This is a genomic window from Pseudoalteromonas sp. XMcav2-N, from assembly GCF_024124545.1.
Classification (GTDB): Bacteria; Pseudomonadota; Gammaproteobacteria; order Enterobacterales; family Alteromonadaceae; genus Pseudoalteromonas.
Genome location: NZ_JAMXSF010000015.1, coordinates 128,389 through 154,382 on the forward strand (window position 1 = coordinate 128,389; position 25,994 = coordinate 154,382).

Consider the following 25,994-nt stretch of genomic DNA (forward strand, 5'->3'; position numbering starts at 1 on the left):
TTAAAGGCTAGCGTCATTTAGCTAGCCTAACGATGTGGAACCTACTGACACTGCTCCACTAAACCTCTCAGGTGAGAGCCTATGTCTTCGCTTTTGCTCTGTCCCTGCTCCAGCAAAGTTTGAGCTTGCTGCTGTAGCTCTGCCAGCTCATAGTTTGCCAGTAAGGTTTTTAGGTAGCTCATTGTATCGGCACCTGCCTGCAACAGGTTCGGCAGGCTTTCCATTGAAAGCTCTTGGTCGGCCAGGCCCGTTATTGTGTCCATCAGATCTGCCAGATTTGCACTGTCCTGAAGTGCACCTTCCACCTCGATCATCGACCCCATAGGATCGGCATTGAGTTGCTTAACGACACAACTGGCCATCGTGCCAGCCTCGGCCGACTGACTCATTGCTGCCAGGCCATGCTCTCTGATATCCGCAATGACTTGTTCCAGTTCTTGGTTATTTGCCAGATATTGTTGCTCTATTTTAGCTTTCGAGTCTCCCAGAAAATCACATCCGGTCAATGCGAACAAACTCATGCCATAAATTAAAGAACGCTTCATATTAAGTATCCAAAATCAATCCACTTGTTGTCAGTTTACTGGCTTCGCGGTCCGTTGTCATTATGACTGTCTGTATGGTCTATCGCACAATATAGCCCGCATTTACGCTGTCCTGTTTACATCACCTGATGGTTGATCATGGCTATCATCATAGTTGGTACAAGTACAGCTGCCGGATTGTTCAGCTGGGGGCCTGATAAACTTAAGTTCTCAGGCGTGCGGCCGCCTGGTTGCGATATCGGTCAAGCTGTACAACATTCGAGATACCAAACAACTCTGCCTTGATGATATTGGCAAACACATGTAAAGCGCGTTTCCAGGCATTGCGTACGGCAAGTGTAAACTGTGAACCTAAATGCAGCTTAAGTACCTCAAGTAAGCTATTACAAAAGGTGCTGATATCTTTGACTGAAGGGCACAGCGCCGCGATCAAAATACTCTGCTGGCGAAGAAACTGAGTCAGCTCATGCTGCCTGGGCAGGTGAATCAGGCATTGCTGCATAAAGTCTTGTAATCGATATTCTAAAGACAAAACATGCTGGTCCGATTCAGGCAATGTCATGCTGACCCGGCATTGTTTCAGTTTGTTGTAAAAGCTTACGCAGAAGCAGTGAAAGTTAGGCTTAAGCGTCGTGAAAGATTGGTTTAATAGCTGGTACTGATAGGGTGAAATACTCATAATCGCTCCACATACGATTAGAGCGAATCCATTTGCTCAAGTAATTGCGCAGACTCACTAAGTCAGCCTGCTTAGGCTGATAATGAGAGCTACAGTAACTTGGGTAAAAGTAATGATGGCCTAATATGTTTGAGTTGCGGTACAACATGCGCCATCACTTTCAGTATAGGTAGAATATGATCTGATGGGCAAACTTTATCCGAATTATTGTGTTTGAAAAATACTCAGGAGCCTGCTATCAGCTCACCACAGGGCGAAGCTGATAGCCTGAAAAACACTATTTAATCGGAGAAAGTAACTTAGGGTCGGTGACTAACTGTCTGACACCATGGGCGTGATCCTCTTCAAATACATTGTCTTCGCACCACTTGGCCAGGCTGTTGATATCAACTTTGGCGCAGGCCGGTCTGACACTCCAGGTGACCTGAAGGGGCGAGCACTGCTTGTTGTTGTAGCTTGGCCCTGTAGTAGAGCCCAGAAACTCAACCGGTTTACCGGTCGTTTGTGGGATATATTTCGCCTGATGGTAGCCATTGACTATGTTGCCATCATAGCTTAAATCATTGAAGTCCAGTGCATCTTCATCGTTCACAACGAGGAAAACCTGAGTTTCAACACGTAAATCGGGATTGGCACATTCGTTACTCAGACAGGATCCCAAACCTTTTCCTGGGACTACATCACATGAACTGTGTACCCAGTGTACTTCAATCGTATCACCGGGTTTGACGTTTTTACATACCTTGCCTTTTGGCGCACGTAATTCAGCCTCAGTCAGGCTGCTGGTGGCATTACATTGGTAACCGCCGTACTTGCCGTTACCTGCAAAAACGGCAAAGTCTTTTGCCTTGTGTTCTGCATTCTTATGAAAATGGATATTACATAAGTTCATCTCACTGGCAGGCGGCGCAAGAGAAAAAACGCGTTTATTTTCGCCATGCAGTTGATCAATATCCCGAGGGGTTTGTGGTCCAAAACCTTCACAACTGTTTGCTAAAGTGTTGAAAGTGAGTAGTGTTAGCGCTGTCATCGAGACGCCTATAAATGCCTTTTTCATGACTGGTTCTCCATCAATTTATATTAACTCGATGGGCCGCCAGTATAGATGTTTAACTTTTAAGAACAAGTCAAATGGTAAAATAATGTGAACAAGTGGTTTTTTATAAGTTAATAACGATGTTTTTGTTCGCTATTCCCGAACTCATGCTGGGTAATGGTAAATTATTTCGAGTATTTAGGGCGTTGTCACCATTGCTTCATCTTTTCGCCTTGATAGTCGGCAAAGGCAGTACATTAAGGCGCCATTTTGGTTAAAGGCGGTATCTAAGGTTGCGTATTTATACAACTCTCTCTATAATACACGCCAGTTGATGCAGCCAGACTGCACGTTGACGCGGGATGGAGCAGCCTGGTAGCTCGTCGGGCTCATAACCCGAAGGTCGTCGGTTCAAATCCGGCTCCCGCAACCAAGCTTAAGAAATGACTTCATTTCTTACAGTTCGCGCATTCATCGTAATGCGCGTTTTGCGTTTAAGCATTCGCTTAATTTAGGCTGATACAGCCCGCAACCAAGCTCGGCCACTGGCCACACAGTTTGTTTTTGGTGTGACGCCCCGCTTGGTTCGGGGCGTTGTTGTATCTGGAGCTAAGCAATAGAGCCCAGCCCAGAAGCAAACAGCTGAATCATTAGGGCTTTTGAGCCCTTTTTTTGTTTGTATGGAGGTAATTTGTGACAAAACTCGAGCAAGAATTAACGACTATGTTAGAGCCGGCTGTTGAAGCCTGTGGCTTCGAATTGCTCGGTCTGGAAGTGATGCAAGCCGGTCGTCATTCGACATTGCGCATCTATATTGACCATGAAAATGGCATCAATGTAGATAATTGTGCAGATGTGAGCCGTCAGGTCAGTGCCATTCTGGATGTCGAGGACCCCATTACAAATGAATACAACCTGGAAGTGTCTTCACCTGGTGTAGACAGACCATTATTCAAACAAGCTCATTATGAGCAGGCAGTGGGCGAAGAAGTGCGCTTGCGTACAAAGCTTCCACAGGAAGGTCGCCGTAACTTTAAGGGCGATTTAATTGCAGTTAATGGCGATATGATCACGCTATCCGTCGATGGCCAGGAGCATCACCTTATGCTCAGCAACATCGAGCGCGCGAACATGATCGCAAAATTTTAAAATTAGGTGCGAAGGAAAAAGGGCAAGCGAGGCAATACTTATGGCAAAAGAAATATTATTGGTTGCAGAAGCTGTTTCCAATGAAAAAGCAGTCCCAAGAGAAAAGATTTTTGAAGCATTAGAGTTCGCACTAGCGACGGCCACCAAAAAGAAACACGAAGGTGAGATCGAAGTACGCGTTTCTATCGACCGTAAGACTGGTGAGTATGACACTTTCCGTCGTTGGATGGTGGTAAATCCGCAAGAAGACGGCTCTTTGGAAAACCCGTATGCAGAGATCACTTTTGAAGCGGCACAGGTTGAAGAGCCTGACATTCAGCTTGGTGACTTTGTTGAAGAACAGATTGAATCTATCCAGTTCGACCGTATCACGACTCAGATGGCAAAACAGGTCATCGTTCAAAAGGTTCGTGAAGCAGAGCGTGCATTGATTGTTGACGCTTATAAAGATCAGGAAGGAGAGCTGGTTACCGGTGTGGTGAAAAAAGCATCTCGTGACACTGTGGTCCTGGATCTGGGTAATAACGCTGAAGCTGTTATATATCGTGAAGATATGCTGCCGCGTGAAAGCTTCCGCCCGGGTGACCGCGTACGTGGTCTGCTTTATGCGGTTAAGCCTGAAGCGCGCGGTGCGCAACTGTTTGTAACGCGTTCTAAACCTGAAATGCTGATGGAGCTATTCCGCATCGAAGTGCCAGAGATCGGTGAAGAGATGATCGAGCTCAAAGGTGCTGCACGTGATCCGGGATCACGCGCTAAAATTGCGGTAAAATCAAATGACAAACGCATTGACCCTGTAGGTGCATGTGTCGGTATGCGTGGTGCGCGTGTTCAGGCAGTATCTACTGAGCTGGGTGGCGAGCGTGTTGATATCGTACTGTACGATGACAACCCGGCTCAGTTTGTTATCAATGCTATGGCACCGGCGGAAGTTGCCTCAATCGTTATGGATGAAGACACCCGTACGATGGAAATCGCAGTAGAAGCCGATAACCTGGCACAGGCGATTGGCCGTAACGGTCAGAACGTACGTCTTGCCAGCCAGTTGACTGGTTGGGAATTGAACGTGATGACAGTGGAAGACATGGAGCGCAAGAACGCAGAAGAGTCTGACAAGTTGATCAACCTGTTCACTGAAGCGCTGGACATTGATGATGACTTTGCCACGCTATTAATCAACGAAGGTTTCTCAACGCTTGAGGAAGTGGCTTACGTGCCAGTTGCAGAGTTCCTTGAGATCGATGGTCTGGACGAAGACACAGTGGAAGAGCTGCGTAAGCGTGCAAAAGATGCATTGACAACGAAAGCGTTGCGTGACGAAGAAAGCCTGGAAGGCGCAGAACCAGCAGAAGATTTACTTAACCTTGAAGGTCTGGATCGTCATCTGGCGTTCGTTATGGCCAGTAAAGGGGTGATCACGCTGGAAGATCTGGCTGAGCAGGGCATTGACGAATTAGTCGAAATCACTGAATTATCTGAACAACAAGCGGGTGACTTGATCATGGCCGCACGTAATATTTGTTGGTTTGGTGAGCAATAGTAGTTTATTAACGGGAGGTAACGCATAATATGGCAGAAGTGAGCATAGAGAAACTAGCCGAAAACATTGGTACAACTGTTGATAAATTACTCCAGCAGTTGGCAGATGCAGGGATCACCAAAGCCACTGGCGACCATGTTACTGAAAGTGAGAAAGCACAATTGCTTGACCATTTGAGTAAGCAACACGGCGGTACCGGTTCTGAAGGGCCGGAGCGCATGACTTTGCAACGTAAAAGCAAGAGCACTCTGAGTGTGACAGGCTCTCACGGCAAGGCAAAGTCTGTTCCGGTCGAGGTACGTAAAAAGCGCACTTACGTTAAAAAGAGCGCAATCGAGCAGCAAAAAGAGCAGGAAAGACTCGCTGCAGAGGAAGCTGCGCGCAAAGAAGCAGAGTTGAAAGCTCAGCAAGAAGCTGAGCAAAAGGCCAAAGAAGAAGCCGAGCGTAAGGCAAAAGAGGAAGCCGAGCGCAAGGCACTAGAGGAAGCTGAGCGCAAGGCTAAAGATGAGGCAAAACGTGCAGCGCAAGCTGAACGTCAAGCGAAAGAACAGCAGAGTGAAGAAGTGGATAGCGCCCAACAAGAGAAAGAGAAACTAGAAGCAGAGCGTCTGCGCAAAGAAGCAGAAGCAGCTGCCCTAAAGAAAGCAGAAGAAGAAGCCAAGCGTAAAGCAGAAGAAGCGAAACGCTTAGCTGAAGAGAATGAAGCCCGCTGGAAAGCTGAAGAAGAAGAGCGTGCACGTCGCGAAGCTTCTGCAGATCACCACCTTACGACGTCGACTTATGCACGTGAAGCAGAAGATGAGTCAGATGCACAGGAAGAAAAGAGTGCACGTCGTAAGAAAAAGAAAAAGCCAGCTGAAAAAGTGGCTCAGCCAGTGCGTGGCAAAGGTAAAAAAGGCAAGCTTAAAGCACCTACCTCACTACAGCATGGCTTTAAGAAGCCAGTTAGCGAAGTGAAGCAGGAAGTGCGCATCAGTGAGACTATCACAGTTGCTGAGCTGGCATCACGTATGGCAGTGAAAGGCGTTGAAGTGGTTAAGACCATGATGAAGATGGGTGAAATGGTTACCATTAACCAGGTCATCGATCAGGAAACTGCGCAGGTTGTGGCTGAAGAAATGGGCCATAAAGTTGTTCTGGTGAAAGAGAACGAACTGGAAGAAAAAGTACTGAGCGAGCGTAACGAAAGTGAAGCGCTAGAGCAACGTGCACCAGTTGTTACCGTAATGGGTCACGTTGACCACGGTAAAACATCAACACTGGATTACATCCGTAAAGCCAAGGTTGCAGCAGGCGAGGCCGGTGGTATTACCCAGCACATTGGTGCCTACCACGTTGAAACCGAAGGCGGCATGATCACTTTCCTGGATACTCCGGGACACGCAGCGTTTACCTCAATGCGTGCACGTGGTGCCAAAGCGACTGATATCGTAGTACTGGTTGTTGCAGCTGACGACGGTGTAATGCCACAGACTAAAGAAGCGGTACAACACGCGAAAGCGGCAGAAGTACCTCTGATCATCGCTGTAAACAAAATGGATAAAGAAGGCATTGACCCGGATCGTGTTAAAAACGAACTGGCTCAGCTGGACGTTATTCCTGAAGAATGGGGCGGTGATACGCAGTTCGTTCACATCTCAGCGAAAACTGGTCTGGGCATTGACGACCTGCTAGAAGCGATCCTGATGCAGTCTGAACTGCTTGAGCTGAAAGCGGCACACAAAGGCATGGCGTCAGGTGTGGTTATCGAATCTCGTCTTGATAAAGGTCGCGGTCCGGTTGCAACTGTACTGGTTCAGTCAGGTGAACTTAACCAGGGCGATATCGTTCTGTGTGGTTTGGAATATGGCCGTGTTCGTGCAATGAAAGACGAAAATGGTAAAGACATCACGACTGCAGGTCCTTCAATTCCGGTTGAAATCCTGGGCATGTCAGGTGTACCTGCTGCGGGTGACGAAGCAACTGTTGTTAAAGACGAGCGTAAAGCACGTGAAGTTGCACTATATCGTCAGGGTAAATTCCGCGATGTGAAACTGGCGCGTCAGCAAAAAGCGAAGCTTGAAAACATGTTTACTAACATGACCGAAGGCGACGTATCAGAAGTGAACGTGGTACTGAAAGCAGACGTACAGGGTTCAATCGAAGCAATCTCTGATTCTTTGGTTAAACTGTCTACAGACGAAGTTAAAGTGAAGATCGTTGGTAGTGGCGTGGGTGGTATTACTGAAACTGACGCAACGCTGGCTGCAGCTTCTAACGCAATCATTGTTGGCTTTAACGTCCGTGCTGATGCCTCGGCACGTAAAGTGATTGAAGCTGAAAACCTGGATCTGCGTTACTACAGTGTAATCTACGACCTGATCGAAGAAGTGAAGCAGGCAATGTCGGGCATGCTGGCACCTGAATTCAAGCAAGAGATCATTGGTCTGGCTGAAGTACGTGACGTGTTCAAGTCGCCTAAGATTGGTTCGGTTGCGGGTTGTATGGTTACTGAAGGTGTGGTTAAACGTAGCGCACCTATCCGCGTACTGCGTGACAATGTTGTTATTTACGAAGGTGAACTTGAATCACTGCGTCGCTTTAAAGATGACGTAGCAGAAGTTCGTAACGGCATGGAGTGTGGTATCGGCGTTAAGAACTATAATGACGTTAAGGTCGGTGACCAAATCGAGGTATTCGAAACCGTTGAAGTACAACGTTCGTTGTAAGTCAATCAGGGTTCAACCTTGAAATGGGGGCGTTAGCCCCCATTTGTGTTTGTGTTTCCTCTAGTGGGCGATTGTATGCATTGCCCGTTTTAATGATTAAATTGAAGTGGTGAAAATGAGAGAATTTTCTCGTACTGATCGTGTTGCACAACAGATCCAAAAAGAAATTGCCGTGATTTTGCAGCGTGAGATTAAAGATCCGCGTTTGGGCATGGTCACTGTATCGGCTGTAGAAGTATCGCGCGATCTGTCCTATGCCAAAATCTTTATCACTGTCCTGGGTGGTGATGATGATAAAACCAAAGAAAACCTGTCGATTTTAAATGAAGCGACAGGCTATATCCGCTCGTTGCTGGGCAAGCGGATCCGCGCCCGGATCATGCCTGAATTACGCTTTGTGCTGGATAACTCACTGATGGAAGGCATGCGCATTTCTAACCTGGTTGATGAAGTGATCCGCAAAGACAATGAAAAGCGTGGTGACGAAGCGCAGCCAGATACGAAAAGCGACGACGGAGAAGCCTGATGGCGCGTCGTAGTAAAGGCCGTCCAATAGACGGGATTGTGCTGCTCAATAAGCCGCAGGGGATCTCCTCCAATAAAGCCTTGCAACAAGCCAAAGGCATTTACTTTGCGCAAAAAGCGGGCCACACGGGTGCGCTCGATCCGCTGGCAACGGGCATGCTGCCAATCTGCTTTGGTGAAGCGACCAAGTTTACCCAGTTCCTGCTGGATACTGATAAAACTTATGTCGTGCGTGCCAAGCTAGGCGAACGTACCACGACTTCAGACTCAGATGGCGAAGTGGTTGAGACACGCTCTGTGCAGATCACCCGCGAGCAGCTGGAGCAGGATGTTGCCAGTTTCCTGGGGGAGTCTGATCAGTATCCGTCTATGTATTCGGCGCTTAAATATCAGGGGCAGCCTTTGTACAAGTATGCCCGCGAAGGTATCGAAGTGCCACGCAAGTGTCGCAAGATCAACGTTTACTCGATCACATTAGATGAGTATGACGACCAGGCACAAGAGATCCAGATGACGGTCCATGTTTCCAAAGGAACCTATATTCGTACCATAGTAGACGACTTGGGTGAGAAGCTGGGGTGTGGGGCGCATGTCATTATGCTGCATCGCTCTGAAGTGGGCCATTATCCGAGTGATAAAATGATCACGCTTGAAGAGCTTGAAGAAAAGCTTCAGCAGGCCAAAGCAGAAGATTTGCCGCCGTCGACTTACATTGATGCGCTGTTACTCCCTATGGACACGGCACTGGTTGATTTGCCAGCGGTAGAGATAACCGCCGAGCAAGGTGTAGCATTCAGTCATGGTCAGACCGTGGTGGTTGGTGAGCTACCTGAGGGTGTATTGAAAGTCGTGGCTGATGGTCGCTTTGTTGGTATTGGTGAGCGCAATCAGCACGGCCATTTAAAGGCCAAGCGTGCCTTATCCAGCGCCCAATAAAATTTTTTGTCAGCGGGGGGAATTGCTGATACAATGCCGCCCGCTTTGTCGCTTTGGCTGAATTAGTGATCGGCTGAAGCATTACTTAAACAATTGGAGTTTATTATGTCACTAAGCAATCAAGAAAAAGCAGAAATCGTAGCAAAATTCGCACGCGCAGAAGGCGACACTGGTTCTCCTGAAGTTCAGGTTGCACTGTTAACTGCTGATATCAACAAGCTACAAGGTCACTTCGCTAACCACAAGCATGACTTCCACTCACGTCGTGGTCTGCTACGTAAAGTAAGCCAGCGTCGTAACCTGCTTGACTACCTAAAAGGTAAGAGCGTAGAGCGTTACTCTGCACTAATCAAAGAGCTTGGCCTGCGTCGCTAAGAACTTGATTATTTGTCGGATTTTTATCCGATAAGAAAAAAGGGGCTAAATCGCCCCTTTTTTTGTGGGTATATACTCAGTATACTTATGCCCGAGCCGCCATTCTGGTGGTTCAGCGCCAAGTCTGCAGCCAATTGTAGTGCTTAAGCGGATCATCTAGCTCTGTTTGGTTTAGCCTTTTTTATCAAATAGTTATTAGTCACTTTAGTCCTCTTAAGACTGTAATTGGTCGTTGTTGGCGCTTATATGTTATTTTTGTAAGGAATATATTTGTGCAAGCAATTATTAAAGAATTCCAACTTGGTCAACACACAGTAACCCTGGAAACCGGTGCGATTGCGCGTCAGGCTGACGGTGCTGTATTGGCCAGTATTGGCGACACTTCTGTACTAGTCACTGTGGTAGGTAAGCGTGAAGCTGCACCTGGTCAGGACTTTTTCCCTCTGACAGTAAACTATCAGGAAAAAATGTATGCGGCAGGCCGTATCCCTGGTGGTTTCCTGAAGCGTGAAGGTCGTCCTTCAGACAATGAAACGCTAATTGCGCGTCTGATTGACCGTCCAATCCGCCCTCTATTCCCGGACGGCTTTGTAAATGAAGTACAAGTCATCGCGACAGTGGTTTCTTCAAACCCTGAAATTCAACCAGACATGGTTGCAATGATTGGTACTTCAGCAGCACTAGCCATTTCTGGTGTGCCATTCAATGGTCCAATCGGCGCCGTTCGCGTTGGTTTCACTGATGGTCAGTACGTGCTGAACCCGTCAGTGACAGAGCTTGAGCAAAGTAAACTTGACCTGGTTGTTGCGGGTACCGAAGGTGCCGTACTGATGGTTGAGTCAGAAGCTGAAATTCTGACTGAAGAAGAAATGCTGGGTGCGGTTGTTTATGGTCATGAGCAATCACAGGCTATCATTCAGGCTGTGAACGAGTTTGCTGCAGAAGCAGGCAAGCCGGCTTGGGACTGGACTGCACCAGAGAAAAACGTTGAGCTGTCTGACAAAATCGCAGCTATCGCTGAGCAAAAAGTGGGTGACGCATACCGCATCACTGATAAAGTTGCCCGTAAAGACGCACTAAGCGAAGCAAAAGCGGAAGTGGTTGAGAAGCTGACTGCTGAGCTGGCTGAAGACGAAGCGCTGGACGAGCAGGAAGTGTCTAAGCTGTTTAGCTCACTTGAGAAGACAATCGTACGTGGCCGCATCATCGCGGGTGAAAAGCGTATTGATGGCCGTGAACCAGATATGGTTCGTGCGCTTGATGTGATGACTGGCGTATTGCCACGTACACACGGCTCAGCTATCTTCACGCGTGGTGAAACTCAGGCTTTGGTTACTGCTACTTTAGGTACAGAGCGCGATTCACAAATGATGGACAACCTGATTGGCACGCAGAAGCATCACTTCATGCTGCACTACAACTTCCCTCCATTCTGTGTAGGTGAGACAGGTTTCATTGGTTCTCCTAAGCGTCGTGAAATTGGCCACGGTAACCTGGCTAAGCGCGGTGTACAGGCGGTTATGCCGACACTTGAGGAATTCCCGTACTCTGTACGTGTGGTTTCTGAAATCACTGAATCAAACGGTTCGTCTTCAATGGCGTCTGTATGTGGTACGTCTTTGGCTCTGATGGACGCTGGTGTACCAATCAAGTCATCTGTTGCGGGTATCGCGATGGGTCTGGTTAAAGAAGGTGATGACTTTGTCGTACTTTCTGACATTCTGGGTGACGAAGACCACCTGGGTGACATGGACTTTAAAGTAGCGGGTAACAGCGCGGGTGTAACTGCACTTCAGATGGATATCAAGATCGAAGGTATCACGAAAGAAATCATGCAGATTGCACTGCGTCAGGCAAAAGCAGCACGTCTGCATATCCTGAGCGTGATGGATCAGGCTATTGCCAGCCCGTCTCAGGACCTGTCTGAATTCGCACCACGTATCTACACCATGAACATTCCACCTAAGAAGATTGCAGACGTAATCGGTAAAGGTGGCGCAGTGATCCGTCAGCTGACGGAAGAAACAGATACAACTATCGAAATCGAAGATGACGGTACCATTAAGATTGCTGCAACCAACGGTAACAGTGCGAAAGAAGCGATTGCTCGCATCGAAGCGCTGACTGCTGAGCTGGAAGTGGGCACTATCTACACAGGTAAAGTAAACCGCATCGTAGACTTTGGTGCTTTCGTAAACGTACTACCAGGTAAAGATGGTCTGGTACACATTTCGCAGATCAGCAAAGAGCGCGTAAACAACGTGGCTGATCACCTGAGCGTAGGCCAGGAAGTGAAAGTGAAAGTACTTGAAGTAGATCGTCAGGGTCGTGTGCGTCTGAGCATCAAAGAAGCATTGGAATCAGATGCGGCACCTGCTGCTGAGTAAAATCTGATAAAGAAACAATGAGTTTCGATGAAAGGGGCTGAATGGCCCCTTTTTTTGTGCTTTAATGATCGCTCGATGGTTGTAGCCAACGCGTGAACCCGTAACATGCCCAAAAGGGGAAGTAGATTGAGATTGTTATTATTACCTTTGTTTTGTATGAGTTTGTTGGGGTGCCAGTCAACTCAGCAGGGCACTGATACACCCAATGTCACAGTACCTTTTGCTGTGCCACTGGCGGCTAATTTTCGTAATGAAATAGCCATCGCAAGATACAGCGAGCTGTTACAGAACAAAACGTTGGATAATGAACAACAGGCACAGCTGTTTTATAATCGCGGTATGCTATATGACAGTCTGGGATTGACCACGCTGGCACGGATAGACTTTAATCGTGCAGTCAAGCTCAAGCCAGATTTGGCTGAAGTTTATAACTTCCTTGGTATACATCACACACTGCGACAGGAATACGGCACAGCGTATGAAATGTTTGATGCGGTACTTGAGCTGAACACAGACCATGAATACGCCTACTTAAACCGAGGTATAGCCTTGTATTACGGTGAGCGCCCGGCACTGGCCGTGAGTGATTTTGAGGCTTTTCTGGCACGTTCTCCTCAGGACCCTTACCGCCTCATGTGGCTCTATCTTGCAGAATCAAAGCTAGATCCAATTGCGGCAAAAGTGGCGCTTAAGCAACACAGCCAGGCATTGAATAATGACGAATGGGCGACACAGCTGGTTCAGTTATATCTGGGAGAGTTGTCTCAGCAGGCGTTCCTTGCACAGGTTGGAGATGGTGTTAAGTCGCAGCAGGAGTTTGCAGAGCGTCTGTGCGAGGCCTATTTCTATCTTGCCAAGCGTTACCAATTTGAAGGTAAGACTGGAAAAGCTATCGAGTATTTTAAATTGGCATTGGCCACCAATGTGTACGAATTTGTCGAGCATAAATACGCTCGTCTGGAATTACAAATCATTGCAGACGAAATGAATCAGGCGGATGTAGGCTAACGCTATGTCTGCTTCTGTGCTTCGCTATGTGGTGATGCTGGTTAGCATTACCCTCATAGCGGGCAGTACTGCCAACCCCTGGCTATTGCACTCCCCCAATGCGCGTCAGGCACACTTATCGTTGCTTAAGCGCAGCCCGCAGAGTTTTTACCTCGACACCCGACAGGCCAGCTTATTGTTGCCTGAGCTACCCGATGACACTGTATTGGCATTGCGTCAACTAGGATTGCCTGAGGCTGCTTTCGAGTGGGCGAACAGGCTGCTCAAAAAAGGCGATTTGAGCACCGCTGTAATGCTTGCCAGCGCACATTGGAACGCTGCTGGCGCACAAGCTCACAGGCGTTTATTGCAATCACTGACTGCGATTCAGGCTGTTCCTGAGATAATTCAGTTGTCTGCGCAGTTCACCCTGCCTCAGCCATACATGACATTATCACAACTTATGCAAGGAGTGTCTCCAGGCCAGCTTGGTCGTTCTGATTTAAACCGACTTGCGGTGGACACACTAGATAAGGTCAGCTGGAATAACCCAGCATGTCAGCGTCGAGTACTAATGCTGAGTGACTCCTGGTTGGGCCTAAATAAACTGGAGCAGCTCAAAGCGCAGTATCTTAAGGCGCCTTTACCGTATGCCGGAAGCTATTGCTTTGCAGGTCCGATCTATATGGGGGCAGACTTACAGTGTGGTGTTAAGGCACGCAAGTATGCACATTGTGATGTTGTTAACATGCCTGACAGAGCACACTGGTCTTCGGCGGATCATCTGGTGTTGATGACCGAGCGTGGAGCGGCCAATGTCAGTCGGGGGGTAATGACATTAAACCTGAAAAGTGACTACAAAGTGTTTATTCATGAGTTGATGCACTTTAGCGGCTTTGAAGATGAATATGCCATTGGCACAGAAAAAGCTCAGTGGTTATGTGCAACTCCTGGTCGAAAGGCACCTAACTTATATGTAGGGCATGCGCCTCCCAAGGGATGGTACCCCAGCCACAGCTGTGAGGCAGGGGCGTTGCCTGCTTATAAACCTCAGCAAGCCATGTCAAATATGCAATATCAGAGCCTCGCGTTGTCAACACGTTACAAAGAACTTTGGTTATTGGCATTTCAACAACAGCGCAATAAACCAACCAACTTTCAGCGATTTATTCAGGCCAAATTAGCCGCCAGGGGTTAAAAGCCCAGTTTAATTATGAATTTAATCTGAATTGTTTGTAAATGTTGGCTAAAATGGCAGCGTATAGAGCGCGAAAGTCTAGACAACTCAAATACTAATCAAGTATAACTGGTAAGCGTTATGTGTGATAAAAACGTGCGCAAAATAAATCAGATAGTCTATGCATAACACTAGCTACACACTGCGCGCTGTTCCGTTATTTACGGTTATTGAAGATAAAAGGTTTTCTTTATGACATTGCTTTGGATACCCTTGCTATCCTTATTAGGCAGTTTACTCTCATCATTTACAGGTAAACTATCCCGCAATCACTCGACTGCGGTAACTTTGCTTGCGCCCGGACTGGCACTTGCGCTGGCCTGCTATATGGCTCCGGAGGTGTTTGCCAATGAACAGCTGCGTACCACGATTGAGTGGATCCCGCTGTTGGGCTTAGAACTCTCATTCCGCTTAGATGGTTTATCATTGTTGTTCGTTTTCCTGATCCTGGGAATCGGCATATTGGTGATCTTCTACGCGCGTTACTATCTCAGCAGTAACGATTCTATGCCTAAGCTCTACGCATACTTAATGCTGTTTATGACGGCTATGCTGGGTATTGTGATGTCGAATAATGTATTGCAACTATGGCTATTCTGGGAATTAACCAGTATCAGTTCCTTTTTGCTGATCAGCTATTGGTGGCACAAATCAGAAGCCCGCAAAGGGGCAAAAATGGCACTGGCAATCACCGGAGGCGGTGGTTTGGCTCTGCTTGCCGGTTTACTATTACTGGGGGATATTGTCGGGAGTTATGATCTGGACATCATTCTCGCCAGTCGTGAACTGATCCAGGCTCATGACCTATATGAACTCGCCCTGATCCTGGTATTACTGGGTGCTTTCACTAAGTCTGCGCAGTTCCCGTTCCATTTCTGGTTACCGCATGCTATGGCTGCACCAACGCCTGTAAGTGCTTACTTACATTCGGCAACCATGGTTAAAGCGGGTATCTTTTTACTGGCTCGTTTCTATCCGGCACTGGCCGGAACCGAAATTTGGTTTATTCTGGTTGGATTAACCGGTCTTGTGACTTTGCTGGTCGGTGCCTATATCGCTTTGTTTAAGCATGACCTCAAAGGACTGCTGGCATTCTCGACCATTAGTCATTTGGGTTTGATAACCTTGTTGCTGGGCTTAGATACTGAACTGGCAACGGTCGCGGCTATCTTCCACATTATCAACCATGCGACTTTCAAAGCCTCGTTATTTATGGCTACCGGGATCATAGATCACGAAACCGGCACTCGAGATATGCGCAAGCTAAATGGTATGTGGCGATTTATGCCATACACAGCAACGCTCGCTATGGTGGCTGCGGCTGCGATGGCAGGTGTTCCCCTGTTAAACGGCTTCTTGTCGAAAGAAATGTTCTTTGCTGAAACTTTACATCAGCAGTTGCTAGGCTCAATGTCCTGGTTGATCCCGATTCTTGCAACCATTGCAGGTGCCTTTTCTGTGGCATACTCAGCCCGCTTTATTCATGATGTGTTTTTCAACGGAGATCCGGTGGGCTTACCTAAGGAGCCACATGAGGCACCGCGTTACATGCGTGTGCCTATCGAAGTTTTGGTCGCATTGTGTCTGATTGTAGGTATGTTCCCGGGCTTTATTGTCAGTGATATTCTTAATGTCGCCTCTGCTGCTGTATTGGGTGGAGAACCTCCTCAGTTTAAAATTGCAATTTGGCATGGCTTTAATTTACCTCTGTTGATGAGCGGTATTGCTGTGTGTGGTGGTCTGTTGATTTACACTCAGCGCCGCTATCTGTTTACATTCCAGGCTTCATTGCCTCCTCTTAATGCGAAAAAAGGGTTTGAGCATGTGATGTACAGAGTGGTTAGCTGGAGCCGTGCACGCATTGATGCTATCGAAAACGGGTCGTTACAACGATACCTGATGCTTATGTTATTAGTGGTCCTGTTAAGTGCAGGCTGGCCGCTGTTCGAAATGACCCAGCTAGTCGGTGAAAACAAACCAACACCTATCGATGTTCACAATGCGATTGGTGCAGGTTTGCTCATGATTGGTGCAATAGGCACAGTGATCTGGCATCGTACACGTATGGTTGCCTTGCTGATGATCTCGGTTGTAGGCCTGATGGTAGCCGTCGCATTTACTCGCTTCTCTGCACCTGATTTGGCACTTACTCAGTTAACTGTTGAAGTTGTCACTATCATTCTGTTGATGCTGGCGCTGTTCTTCTTACCGCAAAGAACACCGAAAGAAAGTAGCTCGGTACGCGTGTTGCGCGATCTGGGGATAGCTTCTGCCATTGGTGTCATAGTTGGTAGTATTTGTTATGCCTTGATCACACGTCCATTGAGTTCTATTTCTGACTTCTTCCTTGCCAATGCGAAGACCGGAGGAGGCGGTACCAATGTGGTGAATGTCATTTTGGTCGACTTCCGTGGTTTTGATACTTTGGGAGAAATTACTGTACTGGGTATTGCTGCTCTGGGGATTTATAAGCTATTGATCAATTTGCCGCTATTTATGCCTGGTAGTGACTCTGAGGGTCGCCCCTGGGCAAGAGAGCGTTACCCCATTCTGTTAGCGTCTATTTCTCAAAGCTTGTTACCGTTGGCACTATTGGTGTCGGTATACATCTTCCTGCGTGGCCATAACTTGCCCGGCGGGGGCTTTATTGCGGGTCTGGTTACTGCGATTGCCTTTATTTTGCAGTACATCGCGCACGGATCGAACTGGATTTCAGAGCGCTTCACACTCAACTACCGCAAAATTATTGCCTCAGGTATTGCCATAGCCATGATCTCAGGCTTGGGCAGTTGGGCATTCGACCGTCCATTCCTGACGAGCTGGTTTGATTACTTTGATTTGCCGGTAATTGGCGAGATTGAACTTGCCAGTGCGCTGGTATTTGACTTGGGTGTGTATATTACGGTTGTTGGTGCAACTTTGATGATCCTGGCGAGCCTGGGCAAGTTGACAGCCAATGCACCTAAAGAAGAGGTAAATATTTAATGGAGCTATTGTACTCATCTTGCGTAGGCCTGTTAGTGGCCTGCGGAGTATTCCTGATTTTACGAGCCCGGACCTTTCCGGTGGTATTGGGGCTTACTATGTTGTCCTATGCAGTTAACTTATTTTTGTTTGCGTCTGGCAGGTTGACCATGAACAAGGCTGCGGTTTTGGGGTTTAGCGACGGGTATGCCGATCCTTTGCCTCAGGCGCTGGTCTTGACAGCGATTGTGATAGGCTTTGCAATGACGGCGTTTGTGGTCATTCTGGCTATTCGTGGTCGTGCTGATTTGGGTAACGACCATGTCAATGGTAGTGAAGTACAAGTGGCATCGCGCAATGTTGGCTCTCAACGTAAGGAGCAAAGCAAAGCATGACGCAGCATCTAACTTCTTTACCAGTATTGCTGCCAATGCTGGCTGCTATCTTTATGTTAATGCCACCTTGTGGCAAAAATCTCAGGGCACGCCGCATCGTCTCTGTGGGCATGGGCTTGCTCACTACAGTGGCGTCGGTAATTTTACTGCTGATGACCCAGGAGCATGGCACGTCTGTTTATGCCATTGGTAACTGGTCTGCACCATTTGGTATCGTATTGATAGCAGATCCTTTGTCCGCGTTGCTAGTGACACTGACGTCATTTCTGGGGCTAGTGTGTGGTTTATACAGTTGTGCAGGCGATGATGAGCGGGGAAGTTTTTTCCACCCGCTACTTCATTTTTTAGTCTTAGGCGTCAATGGGGCATTTCTTACAGGTGATGCATTCAACCTGTTCGTATTCTTTGAAGTACTGTTGATTGCCTCGTACTCACTGCTGATGCACGGTGGTGATAAGCGCAATACACGTGCTGCTTTACAGTATGTGATCCTAAACTTAGTTGGCTCGTCGGTATTCCTGATTGCTTTGGGGATCTTGTATGGCACGCTGGGTACCTTAAATATGGCGGACATGGCGCAAAAAGTGACGTTACTGCAAGGTGATGATGTGTACCTGGCCAAGATTGGCGGACTTTTGCTACTGGTTGTCTTTGCACTCAAGGGCGCACTATTACCGCTTCATTTGTGGTTGCCAAACACTTACTCGACGGCGATGCCGGTCGTGGCGGCTTTGTTTGCCATTATGACCAAAGTGGGCGTTTATTCGATGATGCGTGTGTACACCCTGATCTTTGGTGAAGAAGCGGGTGAGTTAAGCCACATGGCACAAAACTGGCTCTGGTGGCTGGCAATCGCAACCATAGTGATGGGTGCCATCGGTGTATTAGCAAGTCAGGACTTAAGAAAAATGGTGGCGAACTTAGTCGTTGTGTCCGTTGGTACTTTGGTTGCCTTGGTTGCTGTACAAACAGTTCAAAGCAGTGCGGCGGCCATCTACTATCTGGTTCATTCGACCTTGGTAAGTGCAGCGCTGTTTCTGCTGGCGGATCTTATAGCAAGACAAAGAGGTAAAGTTGCAGACAGGATCACCGCAGGTCGGCCTGTTGCACAACCTTTGCTGATCGGTGGTGCATTCTTAGTTGCCGCGGTGGCGGTTATTGGAATGCCGCCGTTATCTGGATTCGTCGGAAAAGTGTGGATTTTGAGATCAACGCTGGATACGCCGTATGGAAACTGGTTCTGGCTGGTATATTTGGTTGCGAGCCTGGCGGTTCTTATCTCCGTCTCAAAAGCGGGTAGTACCGTGTTCTGGCATCATAGTGGTAAAAGTGAGAGTGAACAGGAGCGGGCTCACCCAGCTCAGATCTGTGCCGTACTTTTATTGGTATTGTGTACACCGTTGATGGTGATTTTTGCAGGTCCTCTGAGTGAATATGCATTGCTTGCTGCTCAGGAGTTGCACGATTTTACGGGGCTACTGCAGGACGTGTTAGGAGGAGTAAACTAGATGCGTTTGGAAGCAAAATATAAATGGTTACCGACGCCGTTTCGCAGCCTAATGCTGTTCATTGTTTGGTTGTTGTTAAATAACAGCGTGGCACCGGGTCATTTAATCTTGGCTGCGATTTTGGCTGTTGCTATTCCCCTTGCGACTTTCCCATTTCGTACCAAACAACCTTTGGTATTGAAACCTGGTAAGGCACTACAATATTTATTGCTTGTTTTGTACGATATATTGATGGCTAACATTGAGGTAGCAATCAAGATTCTGGGCCCGACACGAAAATTGAAGCCCGCTTTTGTAAAAGTGCCCATTGATCTGGCTCAGTCTATGCCCATAACCATCTTGGCAAGCACCGTGTCACTGACACCGGGCACCGTGAGTGCAGAAGTCTACCCATGGCCTGAAGACATGAGTGATGGCGCAGAGCCACAACAGCGTTACCTGTTGATCCATGTTCTGGATCTGGATGATGAGGCAGCGCTGATCGACACGATTAAAACGCGTTATGAAAAACCCATTAAGGAGATCTTTGCATGTTAGAGACGGTGATTCTGATTGTCTTTGCGATGATCGGTGTATCTTTGCTACTTAATCTGTGGCGACTTGTGGTCGGGCCATCTATTCCTGATCGGATTCTGGCATTAGATACAATGTACATTAATACGATTGCCCTGATAGTGCTATATGGCATGAACATGGGCACTTCGCTGTATTTCGAGGCTGCACTATTGATTGCCTTGCTTGGCTTTGTCAGCACAGTGGCGGTATGTAAATACCTGCTGCGCGGCGATATCATTGAATAGGGGGAGCGAATGATGGAATGGGTTATTTCATTTTTGTTATTGTTAGGCGGCAGTTTAGTTTTGGTCGGCTCCATAGGCCTGGTCAAAATGCCGGATTTCTTCATGCGTTTGCACGGACCGACTAAAGCAACGACTTTGGGTATGGCCTGCTTATTATTTGCGGCAATGGCTTACTATGGTTTTTACGGGGAAGGGGTGAGTGTCAAAGAAATTCTAATTTCTATGTTCTTGCTTATTACCGCGCCTATCAGTGGTTATATGTTGATTAAATCGGCAATTCACCACAGATTAGACAGTATCGAGCCCACCCGTGGCAAAGACAAGATTGAGGAAGACTGAGTTTCTTTTTAATCGTGAGTCGCTGTAGGGCTTCAACAGCGACTCCTTTCGTTTGTATCCCCAACTTTTCATCCTAGTGAGCTGTTTAGTCTGCTCTCACCCATTCAACTCTTATCAATAAGTACAAATTATGTACTACCCTTGTTTAATGTAAAAAAAATCGCCCAATAGTGTAGTCATAATTACTTAAAGCTGTCATTTTAGAATACGCAAGATAGCGAAACTTTTGCTAAAGTTATCCCAATAAACAACCATTTGTGAGTGTTTTATATGCAGCATATGTCCATCAAAAAGAAGCTTATCCTGTTTGTGGTCACGCTGGTGACTGCCCTTGTTGCCTTGCTAGTAACAACGATGTGGATGAACCTGCAAAAAGAGAACAAAGTGCAGAGTACACAGCTCAGAGAGCTGGCTTATCAGGAGATCAGAACGGGGTTAACGGCACAGGGACAATACTATGCACGTCAGGTTGCAGAGTTTATTAACTCTGCTTATCGGGTGCCCTATACATTGGCAGGCGCTCTGAAAGCAACTTCTGTCAATACGCCATTGGCGCGTACTCAGGTGCAAGACCTGGTTGCCGGCGCATTGAAACAAAATCGTTTTGTATCCTCAATGTATGCTCAGTTTGAACCAAATGGTTATGACGGACAAGACCAAGCTTATACGTCCGGTGCCAGTCACTCTGCACCAGGTGATGGTACGCTGGAATTATATTTTACTCGAGATGCCAGCGGGATCACGCAACATCAAATTGAGTCAGCGGCTGATAAGTATTTAGACAAACGTAACGAATTTGGGCTTCGCGAAGCCGAATGGTATCTCTGTGCACGCGACAGTGTGGCGCCTTGTATTATGGAACCTTATTTGTACGAAATTTCTCCAGGTAACAAGATGTTGATGACATCATTAACGGTTCCTGTCGATGTCAACGGGCGTTTTCAGGGGCTGGTAGGAGTTGATGTGAACTTGCCGGTATTCCAAAAGTTGGTTGATGAATTATCAGAATCACTATATCAGGGGCAGGCGAAAGTCTCTTTGCTCAGCAAGTTGGGGTTGGTTGTCGGTGCCAGCCATTACGACAAGCTTGCCAGACCTTTGAAAGAGTCTGTCAATCCGGATATCGCAGAGAAGCTGTTGAACTTGCATCAAAAAAGTGGATTCAGTGAAATAGGAGATATGCTGGCTATTGCTGTGCCTATTGAGATCAAACTTGCCAACACGACCTGGTCTTTGGTTATCGAATTACCGAAGGAGGTTGCACTGGCCTCTGTTACTCAGATAGAGCAACAAATAGAAGAATCAACCAACTCACTGGGGCGTTGGATGCTATTTCTGGGCACTGTCGTTGCAGCAGTAGCATTGGGTCTTGCGCTGGTGCTGATTAACACCATCATTGGACCGCTCACATATATTGAGGAGCGTGTCGATAGCCTTGCGTCTAGCGAAGGTGATCTGACTCATAAGCTGGAAGTAAGTCATCATGCTGAGCTGATATCTCTGGCTCATGGCTTTAACCGCTTTACAGATAAACTCAGAAGCATGATCATTGACCTCAAAGAGTTGGCTGAAGAGTCATATGCCCAATCTCACAAGACCACAGAAGCTGCCATCAATATAAAAAACAAGGTGTCGAATCAACACCTTGAAATCGACAGTGTTGTGACCGCAATTAATGAGTTGAGTGCAACAGCCACAGAAGTGGCCAGAGCCTCGGAAAAAGCCGCTTCAAGTACAAATCATGCTGTTGAGACAGTGCAAAGTAGTGAACGAAGTATAGTCAGAACAACAGAGACAGTGCAGGAAATCGCCGAGCAGGTATTAGACGCGAAAAACGCGTTTGGCAAAGTCTCAGAGCGAAGTGGTGATATTTCCAAAATCCTGGATGTTATTCGCGCCATTGCTGAGCAGACCAATTTACTTGCGCTAAACGCGGCGATAGAAGCGGCCAGGGCAGGTGAACAAGGTCGAGGGTTTGCTGTGGTCGCTGATGAAGTACGTGCACTGGCTTCAAAAACACAGGCCTCAACGGACGACATTAGCAAGCTTATCGATAATCTGCAAAGCGAAGTCACAGGCTCAGAGCAGATCATTGAAAAGACTGTCAGTCAGGGTGAACAAGCGGTTTCATATTGCCGGGAGTCGGCAGAGTTAATGAGTAGCTTAGTGGGCGAGCTCAGCAGTATATCAAATGAGGTAACACAAATTGCGACTGCGGCAGAAGAGCAAAGCATGGTGACTGAGGAAATTAGCACTAACACAACAGGGATTTCTGACGCAGCAGCTGAATTGTCTGGTTTTGCTGACGAAGTAGAGCAAGCAGCAAGTGCATTGACCTATATAGTGGAGCAAAAGCACAAGCAGTTAAATCTACTTAAAACCTAAGTCCTCCCTGTATCTTATTATCCTTCAGGGTCAACTCTGGCAATTACCGTCAGAGTTGACTATCATAACTGTAAATACATACAGTTATTTCAATGATGAAACTTTATATTGCCGAAAAACCTTCCCTTGGCAGAGCTATAGCGGATGTTTTGCCCAAACCTCATAAAAAGCATGATGGCTATATAGAACTGGCCAATGGGGACTGTGTGACCTGGTGTATTGGTCATTTACTTGAGCAGGCTGCTCCAGAAGACTATGATCCTAAATATAAAAAATGGCAAATGATGCATTTGCCGATTGTGCCGCAGCAATGGCAGTTTAAAGCAAAGCCAAAGACAAAAAAACAACTGAGTGTAGTTAAAAAGCTCATAAAAAAAGCAAAGCACCTTGTTCATGCTGGCGACCCTGACAGAGAAGGGCAATTGCTGGTTGATGAGGTACTTCAGGATGCGAAGCTCCCAGCTTACAAAAAGCAGGATACACAGCGACTGCTGATCAGTGACTTAAACCCCTCAGCTGTAAAAAAAGCCCTCACTCAGATGCGTTCCAATCTGGAGTTTGTACCTTTAAGCGTGTCAGCGTTAGCGAGAGCACGAGCAGATTGGCTCTATGGTATGAACCTGACCAGAGCTTATACGCTGGTTGGGCAAAAAGCAGGGTTCCAGGGAGTACTGTCAGTTGGCAGAGTACAAACTCCGGTCCTGGGACTTGTTGTGAGGCGGGATATTGAAATTGAAAACTTTGTATCCAAGCCCTTTTATGAGGTGCAAGCGCATATAAAGAAAAGTGGTGGGAGTGAATTTTGTGCCAAGTGGCAACCCAGTGAGGCGTGTCAGCCCTATATGGATGAAGAAGGTCGGGTGCTGGTTAAAGCGTTGGCTGATAATGTTGCATCGAGGATCCTGGACCAGAATGCCCAAGTTAAGAAAGTAGATGCGAAACCGAAGAAGCACAACCCACCACTGCCATATAACTTGTCGGCATTGCAAATCGATGCTAACAAGCGATTTGGTATGTCTGCGAAACAAGTATTGGATGTTTGTCAGGCGCTTTATGAGAGGCATAAACTTATTACATACCCCCGCTCTGACAACCGTTATCTGCCGCAGGGGCACTTTGCTGAGTCCAGACAGGTATTAGATGCGGCATTAAATAACCAGGGGCTGGAAGCAGACAAAGTTGCTGGTGCTGATCTGAACTTGAAGGGTAAATGCTGGAATGACGCTAAAGTTGACGCACACCACGCTATTATCCCAACAGCAAAAAAGTTGAAAACGGCTCAATTAGGGCAATACGAAAAACAAGTTTACCAGCTAATTTGTACTCAGTATCTGGCGCAGTTTTACCCTGCCTATCGATATACAGAAACTAAAGTGGAACTAGAAATTGCGGGCGGCGTGTTTGTTGCCAAAGCTGAGCAGATCATCGACCTTGGTTTTAAGCGTTTATTTAAAGTGGAAGAAAAGAAGCCGGTTATTTTGCCCCAGCTGGAAGTCGGCGAGTTACTTAACTGTTTTAAAGGACAAGTAATCGAGAAACATACTCAGCCCCCCAGTCACTTTACAGAAGCAACCTTATTAAGCGCCATGACAGGTATCGCCAGGTTTGTGTCGAACGCGGACATCAAGAAAGTGTTGAAGGAGACCGATGGACTGGGTACAGAGGCAACCAGAGCCGGGATCATCGATTTATTGTTTAAAAGAGGCTTTTTGCAACGCAGTGGCAAAAGTATCAAATCAACAGAGTTGGGCGTTGCGCTTGTAAAGACGCTTCCTGAGGACTTGTCCATGCCGGACAGAACGGCATTGTGGGAATCACAACTGGCGCGAATTGCAATGAAGGAGCAGCCCTATCAGACATTTATGGATCCTCTTGAAAAAGAAATCACGAACATTGTTAAGCGCGCAAATATGAGTGATAGTTCCATGTTTAGTGGCTTGAAAAGTGGCAAATCGGGTTCGAGGGCCTTATTTTCCAAAAAAAGAACAAAAAAACGCACGACGACTAAAGCGGGTCGCCGAAAGTCTGCGGCTTAGTAGGATTTTTTTATTTGCCTTGTAATTGGTGTGGATGTCACCATATAAATAGTCAACTATCACAGCTGGTTTGAACATGGAAAATAAAATCTCACTTACACCTGAAAATATTCAACAGGTGTTGGCATCTCCTGATCCTGAAAAGCTCATCTTAATGACGTTTTTTAGCGCTCAGGAACCAAACTGTATTGCGCAAGCTGGTATTCTTGATGCGCTTGCTCAGCAATATCCAAATAACATAGTGGTTGCAACGGTAGATTGCGATCAGCAGCAAATGCTTGCTTCTCAGTTGGCGCAACAAGTGGGTCTTCAGGCGTTACCTACGTTGGTTGTGTTGAAAGGCGGTGCGCCTGTAGATGTTCTCCCTGGTGCGAAAACACAAGAAGAGATTTCCAAGGCTTTGTCGGAGCACCTGCCTTCACCTGAGCTGATCTTACTTGATCAAGCCAAGCACGCGCTTGCTAATGGTGAACTGAATGATGCCTTTGCACTGGCAAAGCAGGCTTATGGTGTTGCAAAAGATAACCCACGAGTTTCGCTGGTGTTTGCAGATATCTGTATTCAGATACAAAAAGTGGAAGAAGCTGAGGCGCTATTAGCGTCTGTCCCAGCAGAAGCACAAGATGCCTACTTCACCAATTTAAGCTCAAAACTGGAACTGGCAAAAGATGCGCAGGAATCACCTGAACTCAAGCGTCTTATGAGTGAAGCCGAATCGTCACCGGATGATTTGTCGATATGGTGCCAACTTGCCCAGGCCCAGGTTGATGCAGGCAAGAAAGCTGATGCTTTGGAAAGCCTGATATCTGTACTAAGAAAAGACATGAACTTTGGAGAAGCCAAAAAAGGCTACCTGGATATCATTGCATCCTTACCGGAAGGCGACGAAATAGCAGCTCGCTACCGGCGAAAACTTTACAGTCTTTTGTACTGATTCTTTTCTCTAATAAAAATGGCGCAAAAAAGCGCCATTTTTTCTTGCGTCTCTTCTGAAATGTACAATACTTAGATCCCTTGGAAGCTTGATTGTGTCAAATAGGTGAATATTTGATGACAATAATAGGGGTTTTGGCGTGTTTAGTATGAAAATTGCTCGAGATAGCTATTTTAATTACTTTTCTTATAAAAAAGGGTTGCGCTGGGTTTCGATTTCCCTATAATGCGCATCCACCGACACGGGGCACAACGCTGAAAAGCAACGAGCCAAGTGAAGGGAAAGCCAAACGGAAAGCTTAATTAAGAAAAATTAAATTTTCTAGTTGACTTTAAAAGTGAAGCGGTTAATATGGCGCTCCACTTCGCAGCAAGGCTGCGGTAACTAACTAAGGTTAGTTATACTGTTCTTTAAAAATATGAAGCAATCATCTGTGTGGGCACTCGTACAGATTGAGTTCTAACAGCGAAGCTACTTAGGTAGTGACGCACAAAAATTTAGAGTCTCAACTGAACTGAGTGACTAACAT

Annotated in this window: 21 protein-coding genes and 1 tRNA gene; 19 read left to right on the forward strand and 3 right to left on the reverse strand. The window is 47.0% G+C overall.

Annotated features, from left to right (window positions below):
* Positions 1-41: 41 nt before the first annotated feature.
* The 3 genes from NH568_RS18105 to NH568_RS18115 all read right to left on the reverse strand — a co-directional run bounded on the left by NH568_RS18105 (position 42) and on the right by NH568_RS18115 (position 2,281).
* Entirely contained in the window at positions 42-545 is a 504-nt protein-coding gene (locus NH568_RS18105) for a hypothetical protein (protein WP_253049530.1), read from the reverse strand.
* 202 nt (positions 546-747) lie between these two features.
* Entirely contained in the window at positions 748-1,224 is a 477-nt protein-coding gene (locus NH568_RS18110) for a globin (RefSeq protein WP_253049532.1), read from the reverse strand.
* 277 nt (positions 1,225-1,501) lie between these two features.
* Positions 1,502-2,281: a delta-class carbonic anhydrase gene (locus tag NH568_RS18115; RefSeq protein WP_253049534.1), complete on the reverse strand. Its 780-nt coding sequence runs from the start codon at positions 2,279-2,281 to the stop codon at positions 1,502-1,504.
* Positions 2,282-2,616: 335 nt separating this feature from the next.
* Here NH568_RS18115 and NH568_RS18120 point away from each other — a divergent pair.
* The 19 genes from NH568_RS18120 to NH568_RS18210 all read left to right on the forward strand — a co-directional run bounded on the left by NH568_RS18120 (position 2,617) and on the right by NH568_RS18210 (position 25,465).
* Positions 2,617-2,693 (forward strand) — tRNA-Met (locus NH568_RS18120).
* Between the two features lie 260 nt (positions 2,694-2,953).
* The gene (gene rimP, locus NH568_RS18125; RefSeq protein ID WP_138550236.1) at positions 2,954-3,409 is read left to right on the forward strand and encodes a ribosome maturation factor RimP; all 456 of its coding nucleotides are present in this window, start codon (positions 2,954-2,956) and stop codon (positions 3,407-3,409) included.
* A 40-nt stretch (positions 3,410-3,449) separates the two neighbouring features.
* Positions 3,450-4,949 carry a transcription termination factor NusA gene (gene nusA, locus NH568_RS18130; RefSeq protein ID WP_253049536.1) on the forward strand — a complete coding sequence of 500 codons (1,500 nt, stop codon included), beginning with the start codon at positions 3,450-3,452 and terminating at the stop codon, positions 4,947-4,949.
* 29 nt (positions 4,950-4,978) lie between these two features.
* Complete coding sequence (infB, locus tag NH568_RS18135) at positions 4,979-7,657, forward strand: translation initiation factor IF-2 (protein WP_253049538.1); 2,679 nt, start codon at positions 4,979-4,981, stop codon at positions 7,655-7,657.
* A gap of 115 nt (positions 7,658-7,772) precedes the next feature.
* Positions 7,773-8,183, forward strand: coding sequence for a 30S ribosome-binding factor RbfA (rbfA, locus tag NH568_RS18140; protein WP_253049540.1), 411 nt, complete (start codon positions 7,773-7,775; stop codon positions 8,181-8,183).
* Positions 8,183-9,118: a tRNA pseudouridine(55) synthase TruB gene (gene truB / locus NH568_RS18145; RefSeq protein WP_253049542.1), complete on the forward strand. Its 936-nt coding sequence runs from the start codon at positions 8,183-8,185 to the stop codon at positions 9,116-9,118. The genes rbfA and truB overlap by 1 nt, the downstream gene beginning before the upstream one ends.
* Positions 9,119-9,223: 105 nt before the next feature.
* Positions 9,224-9,493: a 30S ribosomal protein S15 gene (gene rpsO, locus NH568_RS18150; RefSeq protein ID WP_010385052.1), complete on the forward strand. Its 270-nt coding sequence runs from the start codon at positions 9,224-9,226 to the stop codon at positions 9,491-9,493.
* 272 nt (positions 9,494-9,765) lie between these two features.
* On the forward strand, positions 9,766-11,880 hold the full coding sequence (gene pnp, locus NH568_RS18155) for a polyribonucleotide nucleotidyltransferase (RefSeq protein ID WP_253049544.1): 2,115 nt from the start codon (positions 9,766-9,768) through the stop codon (positions 11,878-11,880).
* Positions 11,881-11,985: 105 nt separating this feature from the next.
* Positions 11,986-12,888 (forward strand): lipoprotein NlpI, encoded by a 903-nt coding sequence (gene nlpI, locus NH568_RS18160; RefSeq protein ID WP_253049546.1) that lies wholly within the window; start codon positions 11,986-11,988, stop codon positions 12,886-12,888.
* Positions 12,889-12,892: 4 nt separating this feature from the next.
* Positions 12,893-14,065: a hypothetical protein gene (locus NH568_RS18165; RefSeq protein WP_253049548.1), complete on the forward strand. Its 1,173-nt coding sequence runs from the start codon at positions 12,893-12,895 to the stop codon at positions 14,063-14,065.
* A gap of 231 nt (positions 14,066-14,296) precedes the next feature.
* Positions 14,297-17,089 (forward strand): monovalent cation/H+ antiporter subunit A, encoded by a 2,793-nt coding sequence (locus NH568_RS18170; RefSeq protein WP_253049551.1) that lies wholly within the window; start codon positions 14,297-14,299, stop codon positions 17,087-17,089.
* Complete coding sequence (locus NH568_RS18175; protein ID WP_253049553.1) at positions 17,089-17,463, forward strand: Na+/H+ antiporter subunit C; 375 nt, start codon at positions 17,089-17,091, stop codon at positions 17,461-17,463. Before NH568_RS18170 ends, NH568_RS18175 begins: the two co-directional genes overlap by 1 nt.
* The gene (locus tag NH568_RS18180; protein WP_253049555.1) at positions 17,460-18,971 is read left to right on the forward strand and encodes a monovalent cation/H+ antiporter subunit D; all 1,512 of its coding nucleotides are present in this window, start codon (positions 17,460-17,462) and stop codon (positions 18,969-18,971) included. The genes NH568_RS18175 and NH568_RS18180 overlap by 4 nt, the downstream gene beginning before the upstream one ends.
* Positions 18,972-19,508: a Na+/H+ antiporter subunit E gene (locus NH568_RS18185; RefSeq protein WP_253049557.1), complete on the forward strand. Its 537-nt coding sequence runs from the start codon at positions 18,972-18,974 to the stop codon at positions 19,506-19,508. It begins immediately after the preceding gene.
* Positions 19,502-19,771, forward strand: coding sequence for a K+/H+ antiporter subunit F (locus NH568_RS18190; protein WP_010385043.1), 270 nt, complete (start codon positions 19,502-19,504; stop codon positions 19,769-19,771). The genes NH568_RS18185 and NH568_RS18190 overlap by 7 nt, the downstream gene beginning before the upstream one ends.
* A gap of 9 nt (positions 19,772-19,780) precedes the next feature.
* Positions 19,781-20,110: a Na+/H+ antiporter subunit G gene (locus NH568_RS18195; RefSeq protein WP_253049559.1), complete on the forward strand. Its 330-nt coding sequence runs from the start codon at positions 19,781-19,783 to the stop codon at positions 20,108-20,110.
* A 270-nt stretch (positions 20,111-20,380) separates the two neighbouring features.
* The gene (locus NH568_RS18200) at positions 20,381-22,495 is read left to right on the forward strand and encodes a methyl-accepting chemotaxis protein (RefSeq protein ID WP_253049560.1); all 2,115 of its coding nucleotides are present in this window, start codon (positions 20,381-20,383) and stop codon (positions 22,493-22,495) included.
* Between the two features lie 95 nt (positions 22,496-22,590).
* Positions 22,591-24,531: a DNA topoisomerase III gene (locus NH568_RS18205; RefSeq protein WP_253049570.1), complete on the forward strand. Its 1,941-nt coding sequence runs from the start codon at positions 22,591-22,593 to the stop codon at positions 24,529-24,531.
* Between the two features lie 76 nt (positions 24,532-24,607).
* Entirely contained in the window at positions 24,608-25,465 is an 858-nt protein-coding gene (locus tag NH568_RS18210; RefSeq protein ID WP_253049562.1) for a tetratricopeptide repeat protein, read from the forward strand.
* Positions 25,466-25,994 lie beyond the last annotated feature (529 nt).

Coding starts and splice junctions, on each gene's coding strand:
- NH568_RS18205 (WP_253049570.1), top strand. CDS start 22,591: ATGAAACTTTATATTGCCGAAAAACCTTCCCTTGGCAGAGCTATAGCG.
- NH568_RS18200 (WP_253049560.1), top strand. CDS start 20,381: ATGCAGCATATGTCCATCAAAAAGAAGCTTATCCTGTTTGTGGTCACG.
- nlpI (WP_253049546.1), top strand. CDS start 11,986: ATGCCCAAAAGGGGAAGTAGATTGAGATTGTTATTATTACCTTTGTTT.
- NH568_RS18165 (WP_253049548.1), top strand. CDS start 12,893: ATGTCTGCTTCTGTGCTTCGCTATGTGGTGATGCTGGTTAGCATTACC.
- NH568_RS18210 (WP_253049562.1), top strand. CDS start 24,608: ATGGAAAATAAAATCTCACTTACACCTGAAAATATTCAACAGGTGTTG.
- NH568_RS18185 (WP_253049557.1), top strand. CDS start 18,972: ATGCGTTTGGAAGCAAAATATAAATGGTTACCGACGCCGTTTCGCAGC.
- rbfA (WP_253049540.1), top strand. CDS start 7,773: ATGAGAGAATTTTCTCGTACTGATCGTGTTGCACAACAGATCCAAAAA.
- infB (WP_253049538.1), top strand. CDS start 4,979: ATGGCAGAAGTGAGCATAGAGAAACTAGCCGAAAACATTGGTACAACT.
- truB (WP_253049542.1), top strand. CDS start 8,183: ATGGCGCGTCGTAGTAAAGGCCGTCCAATAGACGGGATTGTGCTGCTC.
- NH568_RS18105 (WP_253049530.1), bottom strand. CDS start 545: ATGAAGCGTTCTTTAATTTATGGCATGAGTTTGTTCGCATTGACCGGA.
- NH568_RS18170 (WP_253049551.1), top strand. CDS start 14,297: ATGACATTGCTTTGGATACCCTTGCTATCCTTATTAGGCAGTTTACTC.
- NH568_RS18110 (WP_253049532.1), bottom strand. CDS start 1,224: ATGAGTATTTCACCCTATCAGTACCAGCTATTAAACCAATCTTTCACG.
- nusA (WP_253049536.1), top strand. CDS start 3,450: ATGGCAAAAGAAATATTATTGGTTGCAGAAGCTGTTTCCAATGAAAAA.
- NH568_RS18175 (WP_253049553.1), top strand. CDS start 17,089: ATGGAGCTATTGTACTCATCTTGCGTAGGCCTGTTAGTGGCCTGCGGA.
- rpsO (WP_010385052.1), top strand. CDS start 9,224: ATGTCACTAAGCAATCAAGAAAAAGCAGAAATCGTAGCAAAATTCGCA.
- NH568_RS18190 (WP_010385043.1), top strand. CDS start 19,502: ATGTTAGAGACGGTGATTCTGATTGTCTTTGCGATGATCGGTGTATCT.
- NH568_RS18195 (WP_253049559.1), top strand. CDS start 19,781: ATGATGGAATGGGTTATTTCATTTTTGTTATTGTTAGGCGGCAGTTTA.
- NH568_RS18115 (WP_253049534.1), bottom strand. CDS start 2,281: ATGAAAAAGGCATTTATAGGCGTCTCGATGACAGCGCTAACACTACTC.
- NH568_RS18180 (WP_253049555.1), top strand. CDS start 17,460: ATGACGCAGCATCTAACTTCTTTACCAGTATTGCTGCCAATGCTGGCT.